Source organism: Thioalkalivibrio sp. AKL12 (assembly GCF_000377925.1).
Lineage (GTDB): Bacteria > Pseudomonadota > Gammaproteobacteria > Ectothiorhodospirales > Ectothiorhodospiraceae > Thioalkalivibrio > Thioalkalivibrio versutus.
In genome coordinates, this window is sequence record NZ_KB898903.1 from 1 (window position 1) to 24,352 (window position 24,352).

Consider the following 24,352-nt stretch of genomic DNA (forward strand, 5'->3'; position numbering starts at 1 on the left):
CCGACTGGGCCGACCAGCGCGGCGTGGAACTGAGCTTCATCCAGCCGGGCAAACCGATGCAGAACGGCTTCATCGAACGGTTCAACGGCAGCTACCGCCGCGGGGTCCTGGACCTCTACGTCTTCCGAACGCTGACCGAAGTCCGGGAACACACCGAGCAGTGGCTGCAGGACTACAACGAAACCATCCCTCACGACGCGCTGGGGGACCTGACGCCGGTCGAATACCGGCAGTTACACACCCCGGAAACCTCTAGTTATGCGTGGACCTAATCCGGGGAAGTCGACACCAGAACCCCTGTCGTCCGGAGGGCTCCCTTCTGCCCAAGAATAGTGATGAATGAACGCCGTGGAAGGCACCCCGTTACCCCCTCGTTAACGCGCCGGGGTCCCGTGAACCGGGGGTCTATGCCGTTTAAGCAGATACTTGCCCGATATATCGCTTCGGCAGGCACTTGTTGAGTGCCTCCGCGGCGGCCCGATGGGCGCCCCCTGCATGTGAATCTGCCTTTCCCGCAGCCCGAGGAGCTACTCATCACCGAGATCGTTCCGGCCTGCCTGCCGAGGCCGTCTGAGCCCGAGACCAACCGAACGTGGCCGCCCCAATTCTGCCCAACTCGACGCATACAACCCCCTGCACTGTCATCCCGGCCGGAGCGAAGCGAAGAGCCGGGATCTCCCCCCGTCGGGGCAACCCCAGCCGCCGAGATTCCGGATAACTGCTACGCGGTTTCCGGGATGGCGAAGCAGGAGACGCGTGGAGCCCTGGGGCGCGTTTCGACCGTCGGGTGTTGTGCGCACCCGGGCCCGCACGGCCCCTGGATCTGGCTGAACTTCGTGGCTGATCCGGTGCATCATTGACCGGAGGGCGACTTGGCCCTTATCGCGTATCCGCCCGCATGGATAACCCCTCGACTGACGGGGCCGCCGTGGCAATCTCAAAGGGGGTCTCGTAGTCTCCCCGGCTCATCCATTCCGCTCTGGAGACATCGTGGCCACCATCCTGAATCCGTACGCCGACGAGCAGCCCGAGTCGAAGCACATCGTGCTACGTGCCCGCAGTGGCCAGGCGGTCTCCGCCGATTTCACCCTGCAGGATCGGCGCGGGCGCGAAAGCGCGGCGGAATACCTGTTTCATCTCTATTCCACCATCAAACAGAAGCTGGGCGAACCGGTCCTGGATACTGCTGCACCATCGCCGGACGACCAGGCCGCCATGCAGCGACTGATCCTGTACTCGGCCGGAGCCCACGACACCATGTTCGGCACCTTTAATGCCTCCGGTGCCTCCTCGGAGATGCCCGAGGAGGAGCGCAACGAGTTCGTGGAGATCTTCCTGCTGGCCAGCGCCACGGTCATCGAGGGACAGCGGATCACCGTCGACCTCCAGTGCGGCCTCATCACCGCCGAGGCGCCCTGAGCGCAACGTCCCGTGCGGGGTCGCCGCCGCAGCAGGGATTGCCCGTGCAGATGGGCATGGATGCATGCCGGCTCGTTTCAGGGACGGCCTTGTGCCGTAAGTCTTGGATGGGAGGGGTGGGCCCGGTTGGGTGGAGGCCGGCCGCGTAGCGGCGCGTAGCCTGGCTTCGCGAGGCCGGAGCGGCGTGCGCCGGGAGGCGCGCGACTGGAATATTCCGATCCGCCCAGCAGGAGCGAAGCGAATGGTGGGCCCGGTCGGACTCGAACCGACGACCAAGGGATTATGAGTCCCCTGCTCTAACCAACTGAGCTACAGGCCCGTATTCGGGGGGGGCGTACAAACGACTGCGGCGCCATTCTACCCGCAAGGGGAAGATGGCGCCGCATCGCTAGGTCGGGTTCCGGCCGCCGGGCCGGGACGCCGGTTACTCGGCGTCGGTGTAGGTGCGCAGCAGTTCGGCGCGGGTCGGGTGGCGCAGCTTGCGCAGGGCCTTGGCCTCGATCTGGCGGATGCGCTCGCGGGTGACGTCGAACTGCTTGCCGACCTCCTCGAGGGTGTGGTCGGTGTTCATGTCGATACCGAAGCGCATGCGCAGGACCTTGGCCTCGCGCGGGGTCAGCGTGGACAGGATCTCGCGGGTGGCCTCGGTGAGGCTTTCCTGTGCGGCGGAGTCGGACGGCGAGGCGACCTTCTCGTCCTCGATGAAGTCGCCCAGATGCGAGTCTTCGTCGTCGCCGATCGGGGTCTCCATGGAGATCGGCTCCTTGGAAATCTTCAGCACCTTGCGGATCTTGTCCTCGGGCATCTCCATGCGCTCGGCCAGCTCTTCCGGGGTGGCCTCGCGGCCCATCTCCTGCAGCATCTGGCGGGAGACGCGGTTGAGCTTGTTGATCGTCTCGATCATGTGCACCGGGATGCGGATGGTGCGCGCCTGGTCCGCGATGGAGCGGGTGATCGCCTGGCGAATCCACCAGGTGGCGTAGGTCGAGAACTTGTAGCCGCGGCGGTATTCGAACTTGTCCACGGCCTTCATCAGGCCGATGTTGCCTTCCTGAATCAGGTCGAGGAACTGCAGGCCGCGGTTGGTGTACTTCTTGGCGATGGAGATCACCAGGCGCAGGTTGGCCTCGACCATCTCCTTCTTCGCGCGCCGGGCCTTGGCCTCGCCGATCGACATGCGGCGATTGATCTCCTTGATCTCGGCGATGTTCAGGCTGGCCTCGCGCTCGATCTCGGCCAGCTTCTTCTGCAGGCGCACGATCTCTTCTTCGTGCTGGGCCAGGGCGTTGGTGTACTTGCCCTTGGCTTTGCAGGCTTCCTTGATCCAGTCGAGATTGGTCTCGTTCTTGGGGAAGCTGTCGATGAAGGCCTTGCGCGGCATCTGGGCCTGCTCGACGGCCAGCGCCATGATGCGGCGCTCGTGGCGGCGGACGTGGTCGATGCTGCCGTGCAGCTGGGTGGTCAGCTGGTCGACCATGCGCGGGATCAGCTTGAACTCCATGAAGTACTTGGCGGTGGCCTCGCGCGCTACAGCGTAGGCCTCGCGGTTGCCCTTCTCGAAGGCCTTGTGCGCCTTGGCGTGCAGCTTGCGCAGCTTTTCGAAGCGCTCGCGCGCCTCTTCCGGATCCGGGCCGGTGTCCACCGGCTCGGCGGCTTCTTCGTCTTCCTCGGCGTCTTCCACCTCGTCGACGATGGCATCCAGTTCGGCGCTGGCCTGCTGCTCGGCGGCGGCCGCCGCGGCCGCCTTCTGTTCGTCCTGTGCCTTCTGCGCCTGTTCCGGCGTCACCAGGCCACGGGCCACGGCCTCACCGTTGGCGTGATCATTCGGGTCGATGAAGGAGACCACCAGGTCGGTCAGGCGGCCATTGTTCTCGACGATCCGGTCATATTCACGGATCAGCCGTTCGATCGCGCCCGGATGGTGGGCGAGCGCGAACAGGACCTGCATCAGGCCCTCTTCGATGCGCTTGGCGATGCGGATCTCGCCTTCGCGGGTCAACAGTTCGACCGTGCCCATCTCGCGCATGTACATGCGCACGGGGTCGGTGGTGCGGCCGAAGTCGCTGTCGGCGGAGGCGAGCGCCGCCACGGCGTCCTCGGCGTCGTCGTCGGCAGAGACCGAACCGTCGGACAACAGAAGGCTGTCGGCGTCCGGGGCCTGCTCATGCACCGCGATGCCCATGTCGTTGATCATCGCAATGATGTCCTCGACCTGGTCGGAGTCGATGATCGAGTCGGGCAGGTGATCGTTTACCTCGGTATACGTGAGGTATCCCTGCTCCTTGCCCTTGGCAATCAGTTCCTTGAGCTGGGATTGCTGCTCTTCACGATTCATTGCGGTCGTACTCCGAGGTGCTTGTTTGAGCCGTGGCAAGACGGCTCAAGGAAAGTGGGACGCAGAAAAATCAATCCTACATTGTAGCAGAAGATTCTTATATTGCCGGTGGCCTGATGGATTCTCGGGTCAAGGCTGGGTCGCGACCCGGCTCTAGGGCGACATCCTTGACCGCTATGTTGAGGGCGAATCCGGGCGCTTCAAGCCCCGGCGCGCTATTTGGGCAGGTCGAACCGCTGCAACTGCTGGGTAAGACGGGCGAGCTCGGCGCGTTGTTCCGTTCCGAGTTCGGAACCGGGGCGAGTCAGTTCACGAATTCGCAATCGATAGTGCTGACGCAGGAGCTGGCGGGCGCAGTCCAGCGCCGTCTGGCGGGTGACCGCTGGCTCGCCGTCGTTGAGCTCCTGGTGGGCCAGGGCCATGAGTCGCTGAAAGTGGCGCTGGTCGCGAAAGCGCTCCAGCAGGCCGGCCGTGTGGCGTCCAGGGCTCTCGTCCAGGGCCGCGAGGACATTACGCAGGGTCTCGGCGGCCGCTCCAGGCAGCTCGACGACCTGGCGGAACTCGGGCTGTGACCAGTCCAGTTCGGGGTGTTGCAGGACGCGGGCGAGCAGGGCACCCCACAAGGCCGGGGCGCTCTCGCCGCGCGCGGGCGCACGGCCGCCGGGGGTGGCGGGGAGCTCGTGACCCGGGCCCGGTTCAGGGTTGCGGGCAGGCTGGGGTGGCTGTTCGGACAGGACCTGTTCCAGTCGCTCCTGGCTGAGCCCCGTCTCCTGTCCGATGCGTTCGACCAGCTGGTCACGAAACAGCGGATCGCGGGCGGTGGCGACCAGCTTCATCGCCGCGTGGGCGAAGCGGGTGCGGCCTTCGGCGGTGTCTGTGGGGTGCTCCTCGCGTTGCAGGCGCATCAGGGTCTCGGACAAGGGCAGGGCGCCGGCGAGGCGCTCCTCCCAGCCGGCCAGTCCGTCGCGCAGGACCAGGCTGTCCGGGTCGTCGCCGTCCGGCAGGAACAACACGCGCACCTCGCGCAGTCCCTGGATCGCGGGCAGCGCCTCGCCCAGCGAGCGCCAGGCGGCGCGGCGGCCGGCGGCATCGCCATCGAAGCACAGGGTGATACGCGAGACCTGGCGGAACAGGCTGTCCAGGTGGGCACGGGTGAGCGCGGTACCCATACAGGCCACCGCGCGGTGGAACCCCGCGCGGGCCAGGCCGACCACGTCCATGTAGCCCTCGACCACCACGATGTCGTCCAGCCGGGTGCCGGCCTTGCGCGCCTCGAACAGGCCGTAGATGACCTGGCCCTTGTGGAAAACCTCGCTCTCCGGACTGTTCAGGTATTTCGGTTCGCCGTCCTCGATCAGGCGCCCGCCGAAGCCGGTGATGCGCCCGCGCCGGTCGCGGATCGGGAACATGATGCGCGCGCGGAAGCGCTCGCGGATGCCGCCGTCGTCGCGCCGCGCGGCCAGGCCGGCATCGACCAGTTGCTGCGGAGTGAAGCGGGGTTTGAGCGCCTCGATCAGCCCCGCGGGCGGGGCCCACCCGATCTGGTAGTTGCGCGCGGTGGCGCCGTCGATGCCACGGTTTTTCAGGTACTCGACCGCCTTGGGGGTCTGGCGCAGTTGCTGCACGTACCATTCGGCGGCCGCGTCCAGCGCGTCATACAGCGGGGCATGGGCCTCGCGGCGGTCGTCATCCCCGGCCTCGCGCGGAACCTCGAGCCCGGCCTGTTCGGCCAGCTGCTCGATCGCCTCGGGAAAGCTCAGGTTCTCGTACTCCATCAGGAAGCTGATGGCCGTGCCGTGCGCCCCGCAGCCGAAGCAGTGATAGAACTGCTTTTGCGGGGAGACGTAGAACGATGGCGTCTTCTCGCCGTGGAACGGGCAGCAGGCCGCGAACTCGCGCCCGGCCTTCTTCAGGCTGACGCGGCGCTGAATGATCTCGACGATGTCACTGCGTTCGAGCAGATCGTCGATGAACGCCTGGGGGATGAGGCCTGCCATGGGGTCGCTGCGTGTTCCTCGGAGTCGTGCCGGTGGTTGGGTTCGCATGATAGCCCAGCGTCGGGCCGCAACACGTCATTGCGGCACGCCTTGGCCGACGGGGCAAGACCCGGCGGTTTCCAAGGCGAACGCCGGGGTTGCCCGTGGAGATCGCCACGTCGCTTCGCTCCTCGCGATGACGGTGTTTCGCTCTCGCGTCATTGCGAGGAGCCGGAGGCGACGAAGCAATCGTTATCTGTGGCCCCCGATTCCGGTGCGGGACGCGGGACTGGATATTACCCACTGCTTCTTTGCCACGGTCCCTGTTGGGTCCTGCAATGCCGGACATTTACGCGCGCAAACAAAACGGGCCCCGTGAGGGGCCCGAATCGCGGTACCGCCGGGTGGCGGGTCAGGCGGCCTGGCGCAAGTTGGCCAGCAGGCCCCGAAGTTCCGAGGCCTTGGGCTTCACCAGCCAGAACGAGCCCTGGTAGTCGTCGAAGCGCTCCAGGATCTCGCGGCCCCAGGCGCTGTCGGTCTCGTGCACGAATTCCGTGACGAGTTCCTCCAGGTAGTTCCGGTGCGCCTCCATCTCTTCGGTGTCGAGGCGGTGCAGGTCGATCAGCTCGTTGTTGATGCGGTCCGGGAAGTCGTTCTCCCGGTCCAGCACGAACGCGAAGCCGCCGGTCATGCCCGCGCCGAAGTTGATGCCGGTATTGCCCAGCACCACCATTACGCCGCCGGTCATGTACTCGCAACCGTGGTCGCCGATGCCTTCCACCACGGCGATCGCGCCGGAGTTGCGCACGCCGAAGCGCTCGCCACACTGGCCGGCCGCGAACAGCTTGCCGCCGGTCGCCCCATACAGGCAGGTGTTGCCCATGATGGTGGTGTCCTGGCTGGCGAAGCCGGAGCCCTCCGGCGGCCGGATCACCAGCTTGCCGCCGGTCATGCCCTTGCCGACGTAGTCATTGGCGTCACCCTCCAGGTACAGGTGCAGACCGCCGGCATTCCACACGCCGAAGCTCTGCCCGGCCGTGCCCTTCATGCGCACGGTGATCGCGGCGTCCGCCATGCCCTGATTGCCGTGGCGCTTGGCAATCTCTCCGGACAGCCGCGCGCCGATCGAGCGGTCGGTGTTGGCCACGTCGAAGTGGTATTCGCCACCCGCCTTGCTCTCGATGGCCTCGAGCATCTCCGCGACCATCTTCTCGGCGAGCTCGCCCTTGTCGAACGGTTCGTTCTTCGGCGCCTTGCAGAAACGCGGCTTGTCGGCCAGGTCGCCGCTGGCCAGCAGGCCGTTCAGGTCCAGGTGCTGCTGCTTGGGCGTCTCGCCCGGCAGGATCTCCAGCAGGTCGGTGCGGCCGATCAGGTCGGTCAGGCTGCGCACGCCCAGCTTCGCCATCCATTCGCGGGTCTCGCGGGCGACGAACTGGAAGTAGTGCATGACCATCTCGGGCAGCCCGATGAAGTGGTTCATGCGCAGCACCTTGTCCTGCGTGGCCACACCCGTTGCACAGTTGTTCAGGTGGCAGATGCGCAGGTACTTGCAGCCCAGCGCGACCATCGGGCCGGTGCCGAAGCCGAAGCTCTCGGCGCCCAGGATGGCCGCCTTGATGACGTCCAGGCCGGTCTTCAGGCCACCGTCGGTCTGCAGGCGTACCTTGTCGCGCAGGTCGTTGCCGCGCAGGGTCGCGTGGGTCTCGGACAGGCCCAGCTCCCACGGGGTGCCGGCGTACTTCACCGAGGTCAGCGGGCTGGCGCCAGTGCCGCCGTCATAGCCAGAGATGGTGATCAAGTCGGCATAGGCCTTGGCCACGCCGGCGGCGATGGTGCCGACCCCGGCCTCGGAGACCAACTTCACCGAGACCAGCGCATCCGGGTTGACCTGCTTGAGGTCGAAGATCAGCTGCGCCAGGTCCTCGATGGAGTAGATGTCGTGGTGCGGCGGCGGCGAGATCAGGGCCACGCCGGCATTCGAGAAGCGCAGCTCCGCGATCATCTTGTTGACCTTGTGCCCCGGCAGCTGGCCACCCTCGCCGGGCTTGGCGCCCTGGGCGACCTTGATCTGCAGGACCTCGGCGTTGACCAGATAGTGCGGGGTCACGCCGAAGCGGCCGGAGGCCACCTGCTTGATCTTGGACATGCGCTCGGTACCGTAGCGGGAGACGGCCTCGCCGCCTTCGCCGGAGTTGGAGCGTCCACCGAGGCGGTTCATTGCGGTGGCCAGGGCCTCGTGGGCCTCCGGCGACAGCGCGCCCAGGCTCATGCCGGCGGAGTCGAAACGCGGCAGGATGTCGGCCTCGGGCTCGACCGCGTCAAGCTCGATCGGCTCGATGTCGTCGCGCACCTTGAGCAGGTCGCGCAGCACAGTCACCGGGCGTTCGTTCACCAGGTCCGCGTATTCCTTGTAGATCCCGTAGTCGCCGGACTGCACCGCGCGGTGCAGGGTCTGGATCACGTCCGGGTTGTAGGCGTGGTACTCGCCCCCGTGGACGTATTTCAGCAGACCGCCCTGGCCGGCGCTCTTGCGCGGGTTCCAGGCACGCTTCGACAGCGTCTCCAGATCCGCCTGAATGTCGGCGAAGCGGGTGCCCTGGATGCGGCTGGTGGTGCCCTTGAAGCAGGTCTCCACGATTTCGTCGGACAGGCCGACGATCTCGAACAGCTGCGCGCCGCGGTAGCTGGCAATGGTGGAGATGCCCATCTTGGACAGGATCTTGAACAGGCCCTTGTTGATGCCGCGGCGGTAGTTCTGCGCCAGGGTCAGCGGGTCCGCGTTCGGGATCTCGCCGGACTGGCACATGCCATGCAGCGCGGAGTAGGCCAGGTACGGATAGATCGCGGTGGCGCCGTAGCCCAGCAGCACCGCGAAGTGGTGCGGATCACGCACGGTGGCGGTTTCGGCGACGATGTTGGCGTCGGTGCGCAGCTTGGCGCCGATCAGGGCATGGTGAACCGCGCCCACGGCCAGCGCGGCCGGGATCGGGCGGCGTTCCGGGTCGATGCCGCGATCCGACAGGACCAGCACCACGGCACCGTCGCGCACGGCCTCGACCGCGTGCTCGGTCAGGGCCTTCACGGCGTCCTCCAGCGAGCCGGAATGGACGTCGTAGTTGAGATCCATGCGCTCGACACGGAAGGCGTCCTCGGTCTGGTTGCACAGCTCGCGGAACTTGGCCTCGGACAGCACCGGGGAGTCGGACACCAGGCGGTGGGCGTGGTCCGGGGTCTCTTCGAACAGGTTCTGTTCGCGGCCGAAGCAGGTCTCCAGTGACATCACGATGCTTTCGCGCAGCGGGTCGATCGCCGGGTTGGTCACCTGGGCGAACTGCTGGCGGAAGTAGTCGAACAGCGAACGGGTGTGGCTGGAGAGCACCGCGAACGGGGTGTCGTCGCCCATGGAGCCCACGGCCTCCTGCCCGGCCTCGGCCAGCACGCGCAGGATCTGGTCGCGTTCCTCGAAGGTCACGTCGAACAGCTTCTCGTAGGTCTCCAGGCGCTCGGGCGGCATCGGCTCGCCGGAGAACAGCTGGTTGTCGTCCAGCTGGCTCTTCAGGTGCTTCACGTGCGCGCGCAGCCACTGGCGGTAGGGCTGGCGGGTGCGGTTGATGCGGTCGACGTCCTCGGGCTGCAGCAGCTCGCCGGACTCGGTGTCCACGGCGAGCATCTGGCCGGGCTTCAGGCGCCCCTTGGCGACTACGTCCTCGGGGGCGTAGTCATACACGCCAATCTCCGAGGCCAGGGTGATGTGGCGATCCTTGGTGATCACGTAGCGCGCCGGGCGCAGGCCGTTGCGGTCCAGGGTGCAGGCGGCGTAGCGGCCGTCGGTCAGCACGATGCCGGCCGGGCCGTCCCAAGGTTCCATGTGCATGGAGTTGTATTCGTAGAACGCGCGCAGGTCGGAGTCCATGTGCGCGACGTTCTGCCACGCCGGTGGGACCAGCAGGCGCATCGCGCGGAACAGGTCCATGCCGCCGGCCAGCAGGACTTCCAGCATGTTGTCCAGACTCTGCGAGTCGGAGCCCTCCAGGTTCACCAGCGGTTCCAGCTCGGCCAGCTCCGGCAACTTCTCGGTGGCGAACTTGTGCTGGCGCGCGACCGCCCAGTTGCGGTTGCCCTGCACCGTGTTGATCTCGCCGTTGTGGGCGAGGAAGCGGAACGGCTGCGCCAGGCCCCACTGCGGGAAGGTGTTGGTGGAGAAGCGTTGGTGGAACACGCAGATTGCCGTCTCCAGTTCCGGGCGCTTCAGGTCCGGGTAGAACACCGGCAGGTTGGCCGGCATCACCAGACCCTTGTAGGAGAGTACGTGCGCCGACAGGCTGGGCACGTAGAACACCGGGTCGTCGCCCATCGCGATCTCGGCGCGGCGGCGCACCACGAACAGCGCGCGCTCGAAGTCGGCCGCGTCCATCTCCGCCGGGGCATTGATGAACACCTGCAGGATGTGCGGCTGGCTCTTCATCGCCTCGGCGCCGCAGGCCTCTTCCGGATTGACCGGCACTTCGCGCCAGCCGGCAAGCCGGAGCGGGCCGCGCTCGATGGCGCTCTCCACGGCGGCGCGGGTTTCGGCGATCTTGGCCGGGTTGATGAACACGATGCCGGCGGCGAAGCGCTCGGCCAGTTCAATCTTCGACTCGGAGGCGAGGGTGCGCAGGAAGGCCTCGGGGGTCTTCATCAGGAGCCCGCAGCCGTCGCCGGTCTTGCCGTCGGCGGCGATCGCGCCGCGGTGGGTCATGCGTTCCAGGGCCTTGATCGCGGTGTCGACCACCCAGTGGCTGGCTACGCCGTCCATGTGCGCAATGAGGCCGAAGCCGCAGTTGTCGCGCTCGAATTCGGGGCGGTAGAGGGTGCCGTTCAGTTGGTTCTGTCGCATTGGTCAACTCCGGTCGCAGCGCGCGGGGCCGTACGCGGGCGCGGTACGTTGGTCAGGGCCGTCCCTGGAAAAAGAACACGGAAAAAGGCGCAGGAATATAGCCGAACCGTCATTCTCCCGGCAAACCGGGGCCGGTCAAGAAGACACGACATCGACGCAGGTTAAGTCGTGGTGACCAAGCAGCGCGGGGATCAGTCGCGCACGGCGTTCTGGACCGAGCCGATGGAGCGGATCCAGGGTTCGTCGCGGCGCACGGCGGCGGGCAGGTCCTCCGCGGCGCGCTGGGCGGCGGCCCGGTCGGGGAAGACCCCGGCCAGGATGACCACGAATTCGCGGTTGTTGACGCGCGTTGGGATATAGCGGATCCCGCCCAGGTCGTGCTGATCGGCATAGGCCCGTGCGGCCCCCATGTTCGGCGCGGCCAGCAGCTGGATGGTCGTGGCGCCTCCGTCCTGGTCGTTCAGCCAGGCGCGGTCGTTGCGCAGGCGCTCGGCGTCGGCATCCTCTGCGGCCGGTTCTTCGGTGGCGAGTTCCGGTTCGGGCGTGGGCTCGGGCGTGGGTTCGGGTGCCGGTTCAGGCTCCGGCTCCGGAGTGCTTTCTGGCTCGGCCGGCGGTTCGGATGCGGGCGCCTGCTCCGCGGGTTCCGCCGCCGTCTCGGGTTCGGGCTCGTCCGCGGCCGGGTCCTGGGGGGCGGTCTCCCGCTCGGTCGGTTCGGCTTCGGCCGGAGGGGGCAGGTCCAGTGGGTCGGCCACGACGACCTCGTCGTCGGTGGTGGCTGCCGGCCCCTCGGGCGCGGGTTCCGGCTCGGCCTCGGTGATGCGCGGCTCGGGCAGGGGTAGTTCGATGATCTCGCTATCGGTCGGCGCGGATTCCGTCTCCAGCAGTTGCCAGGCGACCGGGGCGGCGATGCCCAAGGCCACGGTGATGGCTACCGCCGGGACGAACCAGCGCTGGTTCCAGAAGGCGACGTTCTCCGCCGCCGGCGGCTCCGGGATGCGGTGATCGGCGTCGATGCCGCCCGGCTCGCCCGGCGGCGCCTCGGGGGCTGTCTCGCGGGGCGGGTCGGGGCGCGGAGTGGACGCGGCAAGAGCCTCGGCCGCCGGGGTGAAGCGGTCGTCGTCCGGGTCGCGGCTGGCGCGGATCGTCGTCTCCGAGGGCATCTCGCTCACCGGCTCGGCCTCGCGGGTGGAGGGGGTGATCGCGGGCTCCCCGTCTTGCGGTTCGATGTCGGTGTCTGTCTCGGCCGCCTCGCCCGCGGCCACCCCCGGGGCAGTGCTGCCGGCGGCTGTGGCTGTGGCACCGGTCCGGCGCTCGCTGCGGCACTGGCGTTCGAGGAAGCTGTTGGCTTCGCGGTTGAGGTTGCCGGGCAGGCCCTGACTGGTGGTCTGCAGGTGATGGATGGCGTCTGCATCCAGCAGGCGATCGGGGTCGGCCAGGCCGGCGGCCTGCAGGCGGTGGCGCAGGTAGGCCGCGGTCTGCTCCAGGTTGAACGCGCGCAGGCTGACGCGAGTGACCTGGTCCTCGTCGGAGGGGTCGGGCAGGTATAGGCGGCGGCGCAGTAGCCCACTGGAACCGACCAGGATGATGCGCGGGGCGCGGCCCTGCCTGGCAAGGATCTCGCTGCGCATGCGCATCAGGTTGTTGACGATGTCGGTGCCGACCAGGTGCGCGTCATCCATCGCGATAACCGGGTCGACGCCTTCGGCGACGCGGTCGCCGAGGAGTTCGGTCAGTGGGCGGTCGGGATCGTCCGCGTTCTGCGAGCGCAGGTAATTGCGGATGGTGTTGTCCACCGACTCGAACTGGGTGTTGATGCGCGCACGGAAGGCGATCAGCTCGAACGGGTCGGGCAGCATCGCCAGCAGTCGCATCAGCTGGAGGCTGCGGCCGGAACCGTTCTCGCCGGTCATCAGCACGACTGCGCCGGGGCCGTTCAGGGCAGCCCGCGCGGACTCGAGCAGGCCATCCAGCAGCGGGTCGCTGTAGATGAAGGTCTCGTCGGGCGCGTCGTCAAACGGCGGCGCGTGCAGGCCGAGGTGTTCCAGGCATTGTTCGGAAAGCGCCATCGAATTCCTTTTCAGGTCAGCGTGCCCAGGTCGAACAGGCGGTGGTGTTCACGGATGGCGTGGCGGTCGGTCATGCCGGCAATGTAGTCGGCGATGGCGCGTTGCGGCCCGTGCGCGTCGTGGGTGGCCATCTCGTCGGCATGCCGCTGGTAGTGCTCGGGCATCAGGCGTGGCTCCGACTCGAACGCGGCAAACAGATCGTGGATCAGCTGGCGGGCCTTGTGCATTACCCCGTGGACCTGGTGGTGATGGTAGAGGTTCTCGCGCAGGAAGCCCTTGAGCTCGCGCGCCTGTTCCGCCATCTGCGGGCTGAAGCGGATCAGTGCCTCGCCGGCGCGGCGCACGTCGTCGGGGGTTTGCGGGCGCTGGTGGTCGATCGCGGCCTGGCTGGTCTCGATCAGGTCGCCGACCAGGGCGTCGATCATGCGCCGGACGGTCTCGTGCTGGATGCGACGCGGGTCCAGGTTCGGGTACCGGGCCTGGACCGTCTCGCGGCAGTCGCGGAACAGGGTGACCTCGGCGAGGCGGTCCATGGTGAGCAGCCCGGAGCGCAGGCCGTCATCGACGTCGTGATTGTTGTAGGCGATTTCGTCGGCGACGTTCGCGAGCTGGGCCTCGAGGCTCGGCTGTTCCTTCTGCAGGAAGCGCACCCCGATCTCGCCCAGCTGGCGCGCCTTCTCGGGTGCGCAGTGCTTGAGGATGCCCTCGCGGGTCTCGTAGGTGAGGTTGAGGCCGTCGAAGTCGGCGTAGTGGCGCTCCAGCAGGTCGACGATGCGCAGCGACTGCAGATTGTGCTCGAAGCCGCCGTGCTCGCGCATGCAGGCATTCAGCGCGTGCTGTCCGGCATGCCCGAAGGGGGTGTGGCCGAGATCGTGCGCCAGCGCGACGGCCTCGGTCAGGTCCTCGTTCAGTTGCAGGGCGCGCGCGATGGAGCGCCCGATCTGCGCGACCTCCAGCGAGTGCGTCAGGCGGTTGCGGAACAGGTCGCCCTCGTGGCTGATGAAGACCTGGGTCTTGTACTCCAGCCGGCGAAAGGCGCTGGAATGCACGATGCGATCGCGGTCGCGCTGGAAATCGCTGCGGTGACGCGGCGCGGCCTCGGCCTGGGCGCGGCCGCGCGAACGTGCGGGATCGCAGGCGTAGGGCGCCAGGCCCGGTGCGGCAGCGCTGCGGGTGGCCATGGTTTCAGGCGACACGGGCATGCTCGTGCAGGGTGTCGTCCAGGGCGTCCTGATTGAACGCGTCGGTGAGGACGGCTTCGCCAATGCCGCGCAGCAGTACCAGGCGCAGGCGGCCGCTGGCGACCTTCTTGTCGATCGCCATCAGCTCGCGGAAGCGGTCCGGGGTCACCGCCCCCGGCGGTTCCAGGGCCAGGCCGGCGCGCTGGATCAGGGCCTCGGCGCGTTCACGACCAGCAGTATCCAGCCAGCCCATGCGTTCGGACATGCGTGCGGCCATGGCCATGCCGGTGCCCACGGCCTCGCCGTGCAGCCAGGCGCCGTAGCCCATGCCGGCCTCGATCGCGTGGCCGAAGGTGTGGCCCAGGTTGAGCAGGGCGCGAATGCCGCCCTCGCGCTCGTCGGCGGCGACGATCTCGGCCTTGCAGGCGCAGGAGCGACGGATGGCGTAGGCCAGCGGTTCGGGTTCCAGTGCGCGCAGGGCGTCGATGTGTTCCTCCAGCCAGGCGAAGAATTCGGCGTCGCGGATCAGGCCGTACTTGATCACCTCGGCCAGGCCCGCCTGGAGCTCGCGCTGGGGCAGGGTCTTCAGCGTGTCGGTGTCGATGACGACGGCGCGGGGTTGATGAAAGGCGCCGATCATGTTCTTGCCCAGCGGGTGATTGACACCGGTCTTGCCGCCAACCGAGGAGTCGACTTGGGCGAGCAGGGTGGTTGGGACCTGAACGAAGTCGATACCGCGCTGGTAGATCGCGGCGGCAAACCCGGCGATATCCCCGACCACCCCCCCGCCCAGGGCGACGATGCGGCTGCCGCGATCCAGGCGCGCCTCCAGCAGCCGGGACAGGATGGTCTCTACCGTCGCGAGGGTCTTGTGCTGCTCGCCGTCGGGCAGTTCGATCCATAGCGGGTCGCTGCTGATGTCGCAGGCGGCGAGGTTCCGGCGCAGGGCGTCGCCATACAGCGGCCCGACCGTGGTGTTGGTCACCACGGCGACGCGCCGGCCGTGCAGCGCCGGCCGGAGCCGCTCCGGTTCGCCCAGCATGCCCGGCCCGATGTGGATCGGGTAGCCCCGTTCGCCCAGTTCTACGTTGAGACTTTCCATGCCCGTCATCATAGCGTGCGGGCCGACGGCGGCGTAAGCCGGGCATTCCGCATGGTGCGGATCGCTTCACGGACTTTTGCAATTTGCGCCGGTTGGATTACCATAGGGAGTTCTGCATGGTCGCCCGGAGTGTTTGGCGGCCGGTTTTGTTATTTTTGATCGAGATGATCCTGCATCCGTTTCGGAGATTGTATGCCGCACGTACGAATTCGTGAGAACGAGCCCTTCGAGGTCGCCCTGCGCCGTTTCAAGCGCACCTGCGAGAAAGCCGGCGTGGTCGCGGAAGTCCGCCGCCGTGAGTACTACGAGAAGCCGACCACCGAGCGCAAGCGCAAGGCCGCTGCCGCGGTGAAGCGTCAGCTGAAGAAGAATTCCCGCGACATGACTCGTCGGGTGCGTTTGTACTGAACCCCGTCCGGGTGGCTGCCCGGACCCGAGGACCCAAAGATGTCGCTCAAGGCCCGGTTGCAGGATGACGTCAAGCAGGCCATGCGGGCCCGGGCCAAGGACCGCCTGGCTGCATTGCGCATGATTCAGGCCGAGGTATCGCAGTTCGAGGTGGACGAGCGGCGCGAGGCCGACGACGACACCGTGCTGGCGATCCTCAATCGCATGCTCAAGCAGCGGCGTGATTCCATCGATCAGTATCAGAAGGGCGGTCGCGAGGACCTCGCCGAGCGCGAGGCCGCCGAGGTCGTCATTATCGAGGAATACATGCCCGAGCCGCTGGACGCGTCCGCGCTGGACCAGTTGGTGAGCGAGGCGATTGCCGAGACCGGAGCCAGTGCCCCGGGTGACATGGGCCGCGTCATGGGGGTGCTGAAACCCCGGGTCTTCGGGCGTGCGGACATGGGCCAGGTGAGCCAGAAGGTCCGCGCCGCCCTGCAGGGCTGACTACGGGCCGGATCCCGGCCGAACTCCCCGGGCCCATCGCGGCCCCTATCCCGATTTCGTCGGAGCGAGTGTTCCATGGCTTCCAATCCGATGCAGTTCCTGGACCTCCCGCGCCAGGACCCCCAGAAGACCCCCGCCGAGATCCGGATCCACGAATTCGGCGAGATCATTGGCCAGTTCGATCCGGCGACCGCCGGTCAGCAGGCCGGCCGTTGCCTGGCCTGTGGCAATCCCTATTGCGAATGGAAGTGCCCGGTCCACAACTTCATCCCCAATTGGTTGAAGCTGGTGGAGGAAGGCAATCTGTTCGCGGCCGCCGAGCTCTCGCACAAGACCAACTCGTTGCCCGAAGTCTGTGGCCGCGTATGCCCGCAGGATCGTCTGTGCGAGGGGGCCTGCACCCTGAACGACGGCTTCGGCGCGGTCACCATCGGCTCGGTCGAGAAGTACATCACCGACGAGGCCCTGAAGGCCGGCTGGCGCCCGGATCTGTCGGATGTCACCCCGACCGGCAAGCGTGTCGCGGTGATCGGCGCCGGGCCCGCGGGATTGGGCTGCGCGGACATCCTGGCGCGCAATGGCGTGCAGGCGGTGGTGTATGACCGCTATCCGGAGATTGGCGGTCTGCTGACCTTCGGCATCCCGCCGTTCAAGTTGGAAAAGCACGTGATCCGCACTCGCCGCGAGATCCTCGAGGGCATGGGCGTCGAATTCCGTCTGAATATCGAGATCGGCCGCGACATCGCGATGGATGCGCTGCTGGAGGAATACGACGCCGTGTTCCTCGGCATGGGCACCTACACCGCGATGCAGGGCGGCTTCCCCGGCGAGGACCTGCCGGGCGTTCATCCCGCCCTGCCGTTTTTGATCTCCAATATCCGCCAGGTGATGAACTGGCCGCAGGAAGAAGGCCACGAGTTCATCGACATGGCCGACCAGCGGGTGGTCGTGCTGGGTGGCGGCGACACCGCGATGGACTGCAACCGCACCTCGATCCGCCAGGGTGCGGCATCGGTGACCTGCGCCTATCGCCGCGACGAAGACAACATGCCCGGTTCGCGCAAGGAAGTGGTGCATGCGCGCGAAGAGGGCGTGCATTTCGAGTTCAACGTGCAGCCGGTGGAGATCGTCGGCGACGGCAAGGTCGAGGGCGTGAAGGTCGTGCGTACCCAGATGGGCGCCCCGGACGAACGTGGCCGCCGCCGTCCCGAGCCGGTCCCCGGCTCCGAACACGTAATCCCGGCCGACCGGGTGCTGATCGCCTTTGGCTTCCGTCCGTCTCCCTCCGACTGGTTTGCCGACTACAAGATCGGCATCGACGAGGGTGGCCGTGTGCAGACCGCGGGCGAGCATGCTTTCCAGACCGGCAATCCGAAGGTCTTTGCGGGTGGCGACATGGTGCGCGGCTCCGACCTGGTGGTCACCGCCGTCTTCGAGGGCCGCGAGGCCGCCGAAGGCATCCTTGAATACCTCGGCGTTTGAGCCTTTCGATGTCCCAGAACCTGAAGAACGACCTCCTGCTGCGAGCCCAGCTGCGCGAACCGGTGGAGCGTCCGCCGATCTGGATCATGCGCCAGGCCGGGCGCTACCTGCCGGAGTATCGCGAGACCCGCGCCCAGGCCGGCAGCTTCATGAGCCTGTGCCAGAACCCGGAGCTGGCCTGCGAAGTCACCATGCAGCCACTGCGCCGGTTTCCTCTCGATGCGGCGATCCTGTTCTCCGACATCCTCACCATCCCCGACGCGATGGGGCTGGGTCTGTATTTCGAGACGGGCGAGGGCCCACGTTTCCGCGAGCCGGTGCGTACGCTGGAGGCGATCGAGAACCTGCCGGTGCCGGACCCGGAGCAGGAGCTACGCTACGTGATGGACGCGGTGCGCCTGATCCGCCGCGAGCTGGACGGCCAGGTCCCGCTGATTGGTTTTGCCGGCAGCCCATGGACCCTGGCGACTTACATGGTTGAGGGCCAGGGCTCGCGCGACTTCGCCGAGACCAAGCGTCTGATGTACGGCGAGCCGCAGGCGATGCACGCCCTGCTGCAAAAGGTCGCCACCGCGGTGACCGATTATCTGAACGCGCAGATCCGCGCCGGCGCCCAGTCGGTGATGATCTTCGACACCTGGGGTGGTTCGCTTACTCCGCGGGCCTATCGCGAGTTCTCGCTGGCCTACATGCAGCGCATCGTCGACGGGCTGATCCGTGAAAACGATGGCCGCCGCGTCCCGGTGACGCTGTTCACCAAGGGTGGCGGGGCCTGGCTGGAAATGATGGCGGATACCGGGGCGGATGCCCTGGGGCTGGACTGGACCATCGAGATCGCCGAGGCCAGCCGCCGGGTCGGCGATCGCGTTGCGCTGCAGGGCAACCTCGATCCGTCGGTGCTCTACGCACCCGAGGCGGTAGTCCGCGAAGAGACCCAGCGGGTGCTGGATGGTTTCGACCGCGACACGGGTCATGTCTTCAATCTTGGCCACGGCATTCATCCGGGGATCGATCCGGAGCGGGTCGCCGCGATGGTGGACACCGTCACCAACTACCGGCGCTAGTCGCGCCCGGCGCGAGCGTACGGCCCGGTTATTATTCCGCCGTGGCCGCCGCCTCTTCGGCGCCGGCCTCCGCCAGCATCCTCTCCACGTCCGCGCGGGCTGCGCGTTGCATCGGGCGCCCGTCCACCGGCGACGGTGGCGCCTGGCGCAGGCCGTCCAGCGGGAAGACCGTGAGCTCAACATCGGTGTCGTCCGGTCCGCGGAAGGCGAGGAAGGGGATGCGCTGTTCGCGCCCCTGCCGGCTGCGGTAACGGCGCTCGCCGGTCTCGCAGTGAATCCCCCGATCCCCCATCTCCAGGATGACCTCTTCCACTGTCTCGGCGAAGGCATGCAGATTGATCAGCGGTTGCGATTCCACTAGCCCTTGCAGCAGTGGGCCGACCAGCCGCGGTTCCAGGTGCTCCAGGCGTTCCATCACGACCAGCGCCGCTTCCAGGCGGCCGCGGTAGGCGGCGCGGCTGGCGGGGCTGGCAAACAGCCGGCTGCGTTCGATGGCGGCGTCCTGGATCTCCAGGTTGCCGGGCATGTCGTGGCGGGCGTCCACGCCCAGGTGTTCCGCGGCTTTCCGCTTGGCCAGGCCGAAGTCCCGGATGCCGTCGTCGAGCATGATGCGAGCGGCTTCCTGGGCCAGCTCCTGGCGCGCGCGCGAGGGGCTGGCCATTTAAAAGACCAGTTCGGGTTGATGGTTTCCGCTGCTGCCGTTCTCGCCGTTCCCCGGAATGACGTGTCCGCGTTCCGGGACCTGGTGGGGTAGCAGCCACTGGTTGCGCGCGCCCGGGGCGTCGTCGCTGGGGGCGCGCTGGCCGTTCGGCAGGATGGCGACTCGCACCAGGTCGTTGGGGCGCTCCACCGGCCGTTCCGGCTGGTCGGCCAGTACGCTGCCCATGAAGCGGGTCCAGATTGGCAGGGCCGCGCGACCGCCACTTTCGCGTCGGCCCAGCTCGCGGTTGTCGTCGAAGCCGATCCAGGCGGTTGCGACCAGCTCCGCGTTGAACCCGGCGAACCAGGCATCGCGGTAGTCATTGGTGGTGCCGGTCTTGCCGGCCAGGTCGGACCGGCCCAGTTCCATGGCTCGCCGGCCGGTGCCGGATGTGATGACGCTGCGCAGCATGTCGCTCATCTGCCAGGCGACACCGGGATCCAGGACCGGTACCGGATCGGTGTACTGCAACGGGCCACTGCTGGCGACCAGCGGCAGATCCTGGCCCTTCGGGTTTGTGCAGGGCGCCGGGCAGGCTCGTTCGGTCGGTGCCTCGTACAGGGTCTCGCCATCCGCCGTCTCGATGCGCGCGATGATCCAGGGGCTGTTCAGGCGGCCGCCGCTGGCGAACACGCCATAGGCATTGTTCAGCTGCAGCGGGGTGAGGGAGCCGGTACCCAGGACCATGGACAGATTGTTCGGCTGCCTTTCGAGGTCTAGACCGAAGCGCGTCAGTTCCTGGTGCACGTTTCCGGTGCCCAGGCGGTCGAGCAGGCGAATGGAGGCCAGGTTGCGGGAATTCGCGAGTGCCTCGCGCAGGGTGGTCTCGCCGTGGAAGCGCCGCGAGTAGTTCTGCGGGCGCCATTCGGCCCCCAGGGCGGGGTCGTTGAAGACCATCGGCGCGTCGATCACGGTCCCTTCGGGCCGGTGCCCCTCGCGCAGGGCCAGGGCATAGACCAGCGGCTTGAACGCGGATCCGGGCTGGCGTTGCGCCTGGGTCGTGCGGTCGTAGCGGTTTTCAAAGAAGTCGAACCCGCCAGCCAGTGCCAGGATGGCGCCGTCCTGAGGGGCCTGGGCGATCACGGCGCCGGTGACTTCCGGCTTTTGCGCCAGGCGCCAGCGGCCGTCGGTATAGGGACGTATACGGATCACGTCGCCGCGTTCAAGCGCCGGTGATCCGGCCCATTCGCGGTCTTCCGGCAGGACTTCCAGTTCGCCAATGCGGCCGCCGTCGACGCGCAGTACCCCGGCGTCGCCCTGCCCCAGGACGACGGCCGGGAACAGCAGCCTTCCGTGCACCCCAATGGCCATCAGCGCGCGCTCGCGTGCCTCGGCATCCTCCAGGGTATTGTCGGGAAGCCGCATTTCGGGACCGCGAAAACCGTGACGCTCGTCATATTCCAGCAATCCTTCGCGCAGCGCCTGGTTGGCCGCTTCCTGCTGGCGGGAGTCGATCGTCGTGTGCACCTGCAGGCCGCGACGGTAGGCGTCGTCACCCCACAGGTTCACGACCATCTGGCGCGCCATTTCGGCGACCCAGTGGGCATCAATCTCGGTGGCTGTGGTGTGGCGTTCGGACAGCACCGGGCGCTCGATGGCGGAGGCATAGGCATCCTCGTCGATCACCCCGGTCTCCAGCATCCGCCGCAGTACGTAGTTGCGGCGGATCTCGGCCCGTTGCGGGTTGCTTACCGGGTTGGTGGTCGATGGCGCCTTGGGAAGGGCAGCGAGCGTGGCGATCTCGTCCAGTTCCAGCGCATCCAGCGAGCGGCCGAAATATACCCGCGAGGCGGCCTCGATCCCGTAGGCGCGCTGTCCCAGATAGATCTTGTTCAAATATAGCTCGAGGATTTCATCCTTCTCGAGTTCCTGTTCCAGGCGGATGGCCAGGAAGATCTCGCGCAGCTTGCGTTCGTAGGTCCGCTCGCGCGTCAGGAAGATATTGCGCGCGAGCTGCATGGTGATGGTGCTGCCGCCCTGGCTGCGCTCGCCGCCGGTGGAGATCACATTCAGTCCGGCGCGGGCAAGACCCATGACATCCACACCCGGATGGTCATAGAAGCGCTCGTCTTCCGCCGCGATAAAGGCATCGCGGACTTGCTGCGGGATCGCGTCAATTGGCACGGGAATGCGCCGTTCTTCCGCGAACTCACCCATAAGGCGGCCATCCGCACTGCGGACCTGCAGTGGAGTCTGCAGACGCACATCGCGCACGGCGTCGGCCTCCGGGAGGCTCGGCGCGTAGTAAACATAGAGAGCGGCCGCCGCGATGGACAGGCCGATTCCGGCTGCCAGCATCAAGGCCAACAGCGCCGTAATAATCTTAAGGAGCGGATTCATGACAGCAAGAAAAGTGAGGCCAAGATGAGAAGTCGCTTTCAAAGCGACTTGCAACCCTGAAGTCGCGGTGTATATTGTGAACCAGCTAGCATACGTGATTGTAACGCTACCAGTTACTTTCGTCGGGGTATACAGGGGGATGTGTGCTGAGTCTCGGAAAATCCAAACAAGGGGTCCTGGGCGTGGATATCAGCTCGGCAGCCGTCAAGGTGCTGGAGCTGACGCGACAGGGTAAGGGCTTTCGGGTCGAGGCCTTCGCGGTCGAACCGCTGCCCGATGGGGTGATGGTCGACAAGGTCTGTCAGGACACCGAGGCCGTGGGTAATGCCCTCGCCCGGGCGGTCAAGCGCTCCGGCACCCGCCTCAAGCACTGCGCGATGGCTGTGCCGTCCTCCGCCGTGATCACCAAGACCATCCAGATGTCAGCCGCGCTGGGCGATGCGGAGCTCGAGGGCCAGGTCTTCGTGGAGGCGGATCAGTACATCCCCTACACGCTTGAAGAGGTCAACCTGGATTTCCAGGTCCTCGGCAAGAACGAGAAGAACCCCGAGATGGTCGATGTCCTGGTGGTCGCTTCGCGCCGCGAGAACGTGGACTCGCGCGTGGCCATTGCCGAGGCGGCCAAGTTGACCCCCGAGCTGATCGACGTCGAGGCATACGCGATCGAGCATACCGCCGAGCGCCTGATGGAGCAGGTCCCCGACCGCGAGAGCAAGCCGATCGTGGCGGTCGTGGATGTCGGCTCTTCGGTGACCGCCGTGTATGTCGTCAGTCAGGACGAGGGCGTGGTGTACACCCGCGAGCAGAATTTCGGCGGCCGCATGCTCACCGAGGAGATCATGCGGCGCTACAGCATGAACTATCAGGAGGCCGGCTCCGCCAAGATGAGTGGTGACCTGCCGACCGACTACGCAAGCTCCATCCTCGAGCCCTTCAAGCAGACCATGGTCGACCAGATCCAGCGGCTGCTGCAGTACTTCTACGTGACCCGCCCGCAGGACACCATCGATCACATCCTCCTGGGGGGCGGCTGTGCGGCCATCCCGGGCGTGGACGAACTGCTCGAGGAGGCCGCCGGCACGCCGGTATCGATCGCGAACCCGTTCCGCGGGATGGCGTTGGCCAAAAGGGTCAACCAGGAACGCTTTGCCAATGATGCCCCGGCGCTGATGACGGCCTGTGGCCTGGCCGTGCGGGGGTATGCGTCATGATTTATATCAACCTCCTTCCCTGGCGCGAGAAGGCACGCGAACAGCGGCGCAAGCAGTTCTTCGCCGCGGTTGGTGGCGCCGCGGTTGGTGGCGCCGCGGTGGTCGGCGTCCTGCTTGCCTTCGTTGGCTACAGTTTTATCGGCGCGTTGATCGACCACCAGCAGTCGCGCAACCAGATGCTGGAAAGCGAGATCCGCGAACTGGATCGTCAGATCGCCCGGATTCGCGATCTCGACGAACAGCGCGAGGCCCTTATCGCCCGAATGGAAGTCATCCAGACCCTGCAGGCGCAGCGGCCCGAGGCCGTGCATCTCTTCGATCAGCTGGTCGAGACCCTGCCCGATGGTACCTACCTCAACGAGGTCCGCCAGGAAGGCGAGAATGTGCGCCTGGTCGGGCGCTCCGAGTCCAACACCCGGATCTCCGCGCTGATGCGCCGGATCGATGGGTCGCCCTGGCTCGGTAGCTCCAACCTGCAGATTATCGAGACCCGCGAGGAGGGTCGCCTCCAGGTGCGTGACTTCCGTCTGGATGCCACGCAGACCCGGCCGGATGCCGAAGAGGGGGATTCCTGATGGATCTCAATGAACTCAAGCAGGTCGACTTCAACAACATCGGGGAAGCCTCCTGGGGCGTGAAGGGCCTGATCCTGGTCGTGATTGTCCTGGCCATCCTCGGCCTGTCCTATTACCTCTTCATCGGCGATCAGCGGACAGAGCTCGAGCGCGCGGAGAGCCGCGAACTGCAGCTGCGCGACGAGTTCGAGGACAAGCAGCAGCGGGCTGCCAACCTCCAGGCCTACGAGGACCAGCTGGAGGAGATGGAGCGCATGTTCGCCTCGCTGCTCGAGTTGTTGCCCAGCAGCGCCGAGATCCCCAGCCTGCTGGTCGATGTCTCGCAGACAGGGTTGCAGGCGGGTCTCGAGATCGAGCTGTTCGAGCCGCGTGGCGAGAACCGGCGCGACTTCTACGCCGAGGTCCCGATCCGTCTGCGCGTCCGGGGCGATTACGAGGATCTCGCGGAGTTCGTCAGCGGTGTCTCGGCCCTGCCGCGCGTGGTCACCATGCACAACATGCATATCCGTCCGGGCGCTTCCGACAACGACCTGCTGATGGATGCGGTCGCCCGCACCTATCGCTACCTGGAGGAGAACTGATGAGGCATTCTTCCATGCGAGCGGTATGGCCGGGACTGGCCATGGTCCTGACGGGCGGGATCCTGCTGTCGGGCTGTACGCAGGACAACCGTGACCTCGAGCAGTACATCGCCGAGGTCAAGGAGCGCCCGGGGAGCGGGATCGAGCCGATCCCCACCCTGGAGCCGCACGAGCCTTATCTCTATCCGGGGCATACCCGGTCGCCTTTCGACTCGTCGGTGATCGCCCAGCCGGAGCTCGCCGCGGCCGAGGGGCAGCCAGGAGACGCCGAGATTGATCCTGACCGCCCGCGCGAGTTCCTCGAGGGCTTTCCGCTGGATTCGCTGCGGATGGTCGGGTCGCTGGAGCAGCATGGTGTGCGCTACGCCCTGGTCCGGACCCCGGATCGAGGGGTTCAGCGCGTCACTGCGGGCAACTATATGGGCCAGAACCACGGGGAAATCATCGAGATCACGCCGACCCAGATCCGGCTGGTCGAGATCGTGCCGGATGCCTTCGGCGGTCACGTGGAACGTGAAAACTCGGTGGCGCTGACCGACTAGCGGTTGGG

At 66.8% G+C, this 24,352-nt stretch carries 18 protein-coding genes and 1 tRNA gene; 10 read left to right on the plus strand and 9 right to left on the minus strand.

The features are described 5' to 3' along the window. Window positions 1-272: integrase core domain-containing protein (locus D579_RS0111690; RefSeq protein WP_018952120.1), on the plus strand; the 272-nt coding region annotated here is incomplete at its 5' end. A gap of 718 nt (window positions 273-990) precedes the next feature. After that, window positions 991-1,419 (plus strand): hypothetical protein, encoded by a 429-nt coding sequence (locus D579_RS0111695; RefSeq protein WP_018952121.1) that lies wholly within the window; start codon window positions 991-993, stop codon window positions 1,417-1,419. Between the two features lie 242 nt (window positions 1,420-1,661). Here D579_RS0111695 and D579_RS0111700 read toward each other — a convergent pair. The 7 genes from D579_RS0111700 to aroB all read right to left on the minus strand — a co-directional run bounded on the left by D579_RS0111700 (window position 1,662) and on the right by aroB (window position 14,967). After that, a tRNA-Ile gene (locus tag D579_RS0111700) sits at window positions 1,662-1,738 on the minus strand. Between the two features lie 105 nt (window positions 1,739-1,843). Then, complete coding sequence (gene rpoD / locus D579_RS0111705; protein WP_255346797.1) at window positions 1,844-3,793, minus strand: RNA polymerase sigma factor RpoD; 1,950 nt, start codon at window positions 3,791-3,793, stop codon at window positions 1,844-1,846. Window positions 3,794-3,969: 176 nt separating this feature from the next. Then, complete coding sequence (gene dnaG / locus D579_RS0111710) at window positions 3,970-5,751, minus strand: DNA primase (RefSeq protein ID WP_018952122.1); 1,782 nt, start codon at window positions 5,749-5,751, stop codon at window positions 3,970-3,972. 391 nt (window positions 5,752-6,142) lie between these two features. Further along, on the minus strand, window positions 6,143-10,606 hold the full coding sequence (gene gltB / locus D579_RS0111715; protein ID WP_018952123.1) for a glutamate synthase large subunit: 4,464 nt from the start codon (window positions 10,604-10,606) through the stop codon (window positions 6,143-6,145). A gap of 191 nt (window positions 10,607-10,797) precedes the next feature. After that, window positions 10,798-12,672, minus strand: a complete 1,875-nt coding sequence (locus tag D579_RS0111720; protein WP_020411035.1) for an SPOR domain-containing protein — start codon at window positions 12,670-12,672, stop codon at window positions 10,798-10,800. 11 nt (window positions 12,673-12,683) lie between these two features. After that, entirely contained in the window at window positions 12,684-13,853 is a 1,170-nt protein-coding gene (locus D579_RS0111725; protein WP_018952124.1) for a deoxyguanosinetriphosphate triphosphohydrolase, read from the minus strand. A 4-nt stretch (window positions 13,854-13,857) separates the two neighbouring features. Further along, the gene (aroB, locus tag D579_RS0111730) at window positions 13,858-14,967 is read right to left on the minus strand and encodes a 3-dehydroquinate synthase (protein WP_018952125.1); all 1,110 of its coding nucleotides are present in this window, start codon (window positions 14,965-14,967) and stop codon (window positions 13,858-13,860) included. Window positions 14,968-15,147: 180 nt separating this feature from the next. Between aroB and rpsU the strand changes: the two genes are divergently transcribed. The 4 genes from rpsU (at window position 15,148) to hemE (ending at window position 18,395) form a co-directional block, all read left to right on the plus strand. Then, window positions 15,148-15,363, plus strand: coding sequence for a 30S ribosomal protein S21 (rpsU, locus tag D579_RS0111735; RefSeq protein WP_018144550.1), 216 nt, complete (start codon window positions 15,148-15,150; stop codon window positions 15,361-15,363). A 39-nt stretch (window positions 15,364-15,402) separates the two neighbouring features. Next, the gene (locus D579_RS0111740; protein WP_018144549.1) at window positions 15,403-15,849 is read left to right on the plus strand and encodes a GatB/YqeY domain-containing protein; all 447 of its coding nucleotides are present in this window, start codon (window positions 15,403-15,405) and stop codon (window positions 15,847-15,849) included. Window positions 15,850-15,924: 75 nt separating this feature from the next. After that, the gene (locus tag D579_RS0111745; RefSeq protein WP_018952126.1) at window positions 15,925-17,331 is read left to right on the plus strand and encodes an FAD-dependent oxidoreductase; all 1,407 of its coding nucleotides are present in this window, start codon (window positions 15,925-15,927) and stop codon (window positions 17,329-17,331) included. 8 nt (window positions 17,332-17,339) lie between these two features. Further along, the gene (hemE, locus tag D579_RS0111750) at window positions 17,340-18,395 is read left to right on the plus strand and encodes a uroporphyrinogen decarboxylase (protein ID WP_018168288.1); all 1,056 of its coding nucleotides are present in this window, start codon (window positions 17,340-17,342) and stop codon (window positions 18,393-18,395) included. Between the two features lie 31 nt (window positions 18,396-18,426). Here hemE and D579_RS0111755 read toward each other — a convergent pair whose 3' ends face one another. Together D579_RS0111755 and D579_RS0111760 are read right to left on the minus strand one after the other, a co-directional pair. Further along, window positions 18,427-19,056 carry a hypothetical protein gene (locus tag D579_RS0111755; protein ID WP_018952127.1) on the minus strand — a complete coding sequence of 210 codons (630 nt, stop codon included), beginning with the start codon at window positions 19,054-19,056 and terminating at the stop codon, window positions 18,427-18,429. Further along, entirely contained in the window at window positions 19,057-21,435 is a 2,379-nt protein-coding gene (locus D579_RS0111760; RefSeq protein WP_018952128.1) for a penicillin-binding protein 1A, read from the minus strand. It abuts the gene before it with no gap. Window positions 21,436-21,578: 143 nt separating this feature from the next. Between D579_RS0111760 and D579_RS0111765 the strand changes: the two genes are divergently transcribed. From D579_RS0111765 to D579_RS0111780, 4 genes are read left to right on the plus strand one after another with little or no spacing between them, the layout of a single operon-like run. Continuing rightward, complete coding sequence (locus D579_RS0111765; protein WP_026313095.1) at window positions 21,579-22,646, plus strand: pilus assembly protein PilM; 1,068 nt, start codon at window positions 21,579-21,581, stop codon at window positions 22,644-22,646. Continuing rightward, window positions 22,643-23,221 (plus strand): PilN domain-containing protein, encoded by a 579-nt coding sequence (locus D579_RS0111770; RefSeq protein ID WP_018952129.1) that lies wholly within the window; start codon window positions 22,643-22,645, stop codon window positions 23,219-23,221. Before D579_RS0111765 ends, D579_RS0111770 begins: the two co-directional genes overlap by 4 nt. Next, window positions 23,221-23,802 (plus strand): type 4a pilus biogenesis protein PilO, encoded by a 582-nt coding sequence (locus tag D579_RS0111775; protein ID WP_018650535.1) that lies wholly within the window; start codon window positions 23,221-23,223, stop codon window positions 23,800-23,802. Before D579_RS0111770 ends, D579_RS0111775 begins: the two co-directional genes overlap by 1 nt. A gap of 14 nt (window positions 23,803-23,816) precedes the next feature. Then, a complete protein-coding gene (locus tag D579_RS0111780) occupies window positions 23,817-24,344 on the plus strand; it encodes a pilus assembly protein PilP (RefSeq protein WP_018650534.1) in 528 nt (175 codons plus the stop codon). Window positions 24,345-24,352: the final 8 nt, after the last annotated feature.

What these genes read in the sequence shown, in the direction of transcription:
- dnaG (WP_018952122.1), bottom strand. Translation starts at nt 5,751, where the DNA reads ATGGCAGGCCTCATCCCCCAGGCGTTCATCGACGATCTGCTCGAACGC.
- gltB (WP_018952123.1), bottom strand. Translation starts at nt 10,606, where the DNA reads ATGCGACAGAACCAACTGAACGGCACCCTCTACCGCCCCGAATTCGAG.
- D579_RS0111720 (WP_020411035.1), bottom strand. Translation starts at nt 12,672, where the DNA reads ATGGCGCTTTCCGAACAATGCCTGGAACACCTCGGCCTGCACGCGCCG.
- D579_RS0111725 (WP_018952124.1), bottom strand. Translation starts at nt 13,853, where the DNA reads ATGGCCACCCGCAGCGCTGCCGCACCGGGCCTGGCGCCCTACGCCTGC.
- aroB (WP_018952125.1), bottom strand. Translation starts at nt 14,967, where the DNA reads ATGATGACGGGCATGGAAAGTCTCAACGTAGAACTGGGCGAACGGGGC.
- rpsU (WP_018144550.1), top strand. Translation starts at nt 15,148, where the DNA reads ATGCCGCACGTACGAATTCGTGAGAACGAGCCCTTCGAGGTCGCCCTG.
- D579_RS0111740 (WP_018144549.1), top strand. Translation starts at nt 15,403, where the DNA reads ATGTCGCTCAAGGCCCGGTTGCAGGATGACGTCAAGCAGGCCATGCGG.
- D579_RS0111745 (WP_018952126.1), top strand. Translation starts at nt 15,925, where the DNA reads ATGGCTTCCAATCCGATGCAGTTCCTGGACCTCCCGCGCCAGGACCCC.
- hemE (WP_018168288.1), top strand. Translation starts at nt 17,340, where the DNA reads ATGTCCCAGAACCTGAAGAACGACCTCCTGCTGCGAGCCCAGCTGCGC.
- D579_RS0111755 (WP_018952127.1), bottom strand. Translation starts at nt 19,056, where the DNA reads ATGGCCAGCCCCTCGCGCGCGCGCCAGGAGCTGGCCCAGGAAGCCGCT.
- D579_RS0111760 (WP_018952128.1), bottom strand. Translation starts at nt 21,435, where the DNA reads ATGAATCCGCTCCTTAAGATTATTACGGCGCTGTTGGCCTTGATGCTG.
- D579_RS0111770 (WP_018952129.1), top strand. Translation starts at nt 22,643, where the DNA reads ATGATTTATATCAACCTCCTTCCCTGGCGCGAGAAGGCACGCGAACAG.
- D579_RS0111775 (WP_018650535.1), top strand. Translation starts at nt 23,221, where the DNA reads ATGGATCTCAATGAACTCAAGCAGGTCGACTTCAACAACATCGGGGAA.
- D579_RS0111780 (WP_018650534.1), top strand. Translation starts at nt 23,817, where the DNA reads ATGCGAGCGGTATGGCCGGGACTGGCCATGGTCCTGACGGGCGGGATC.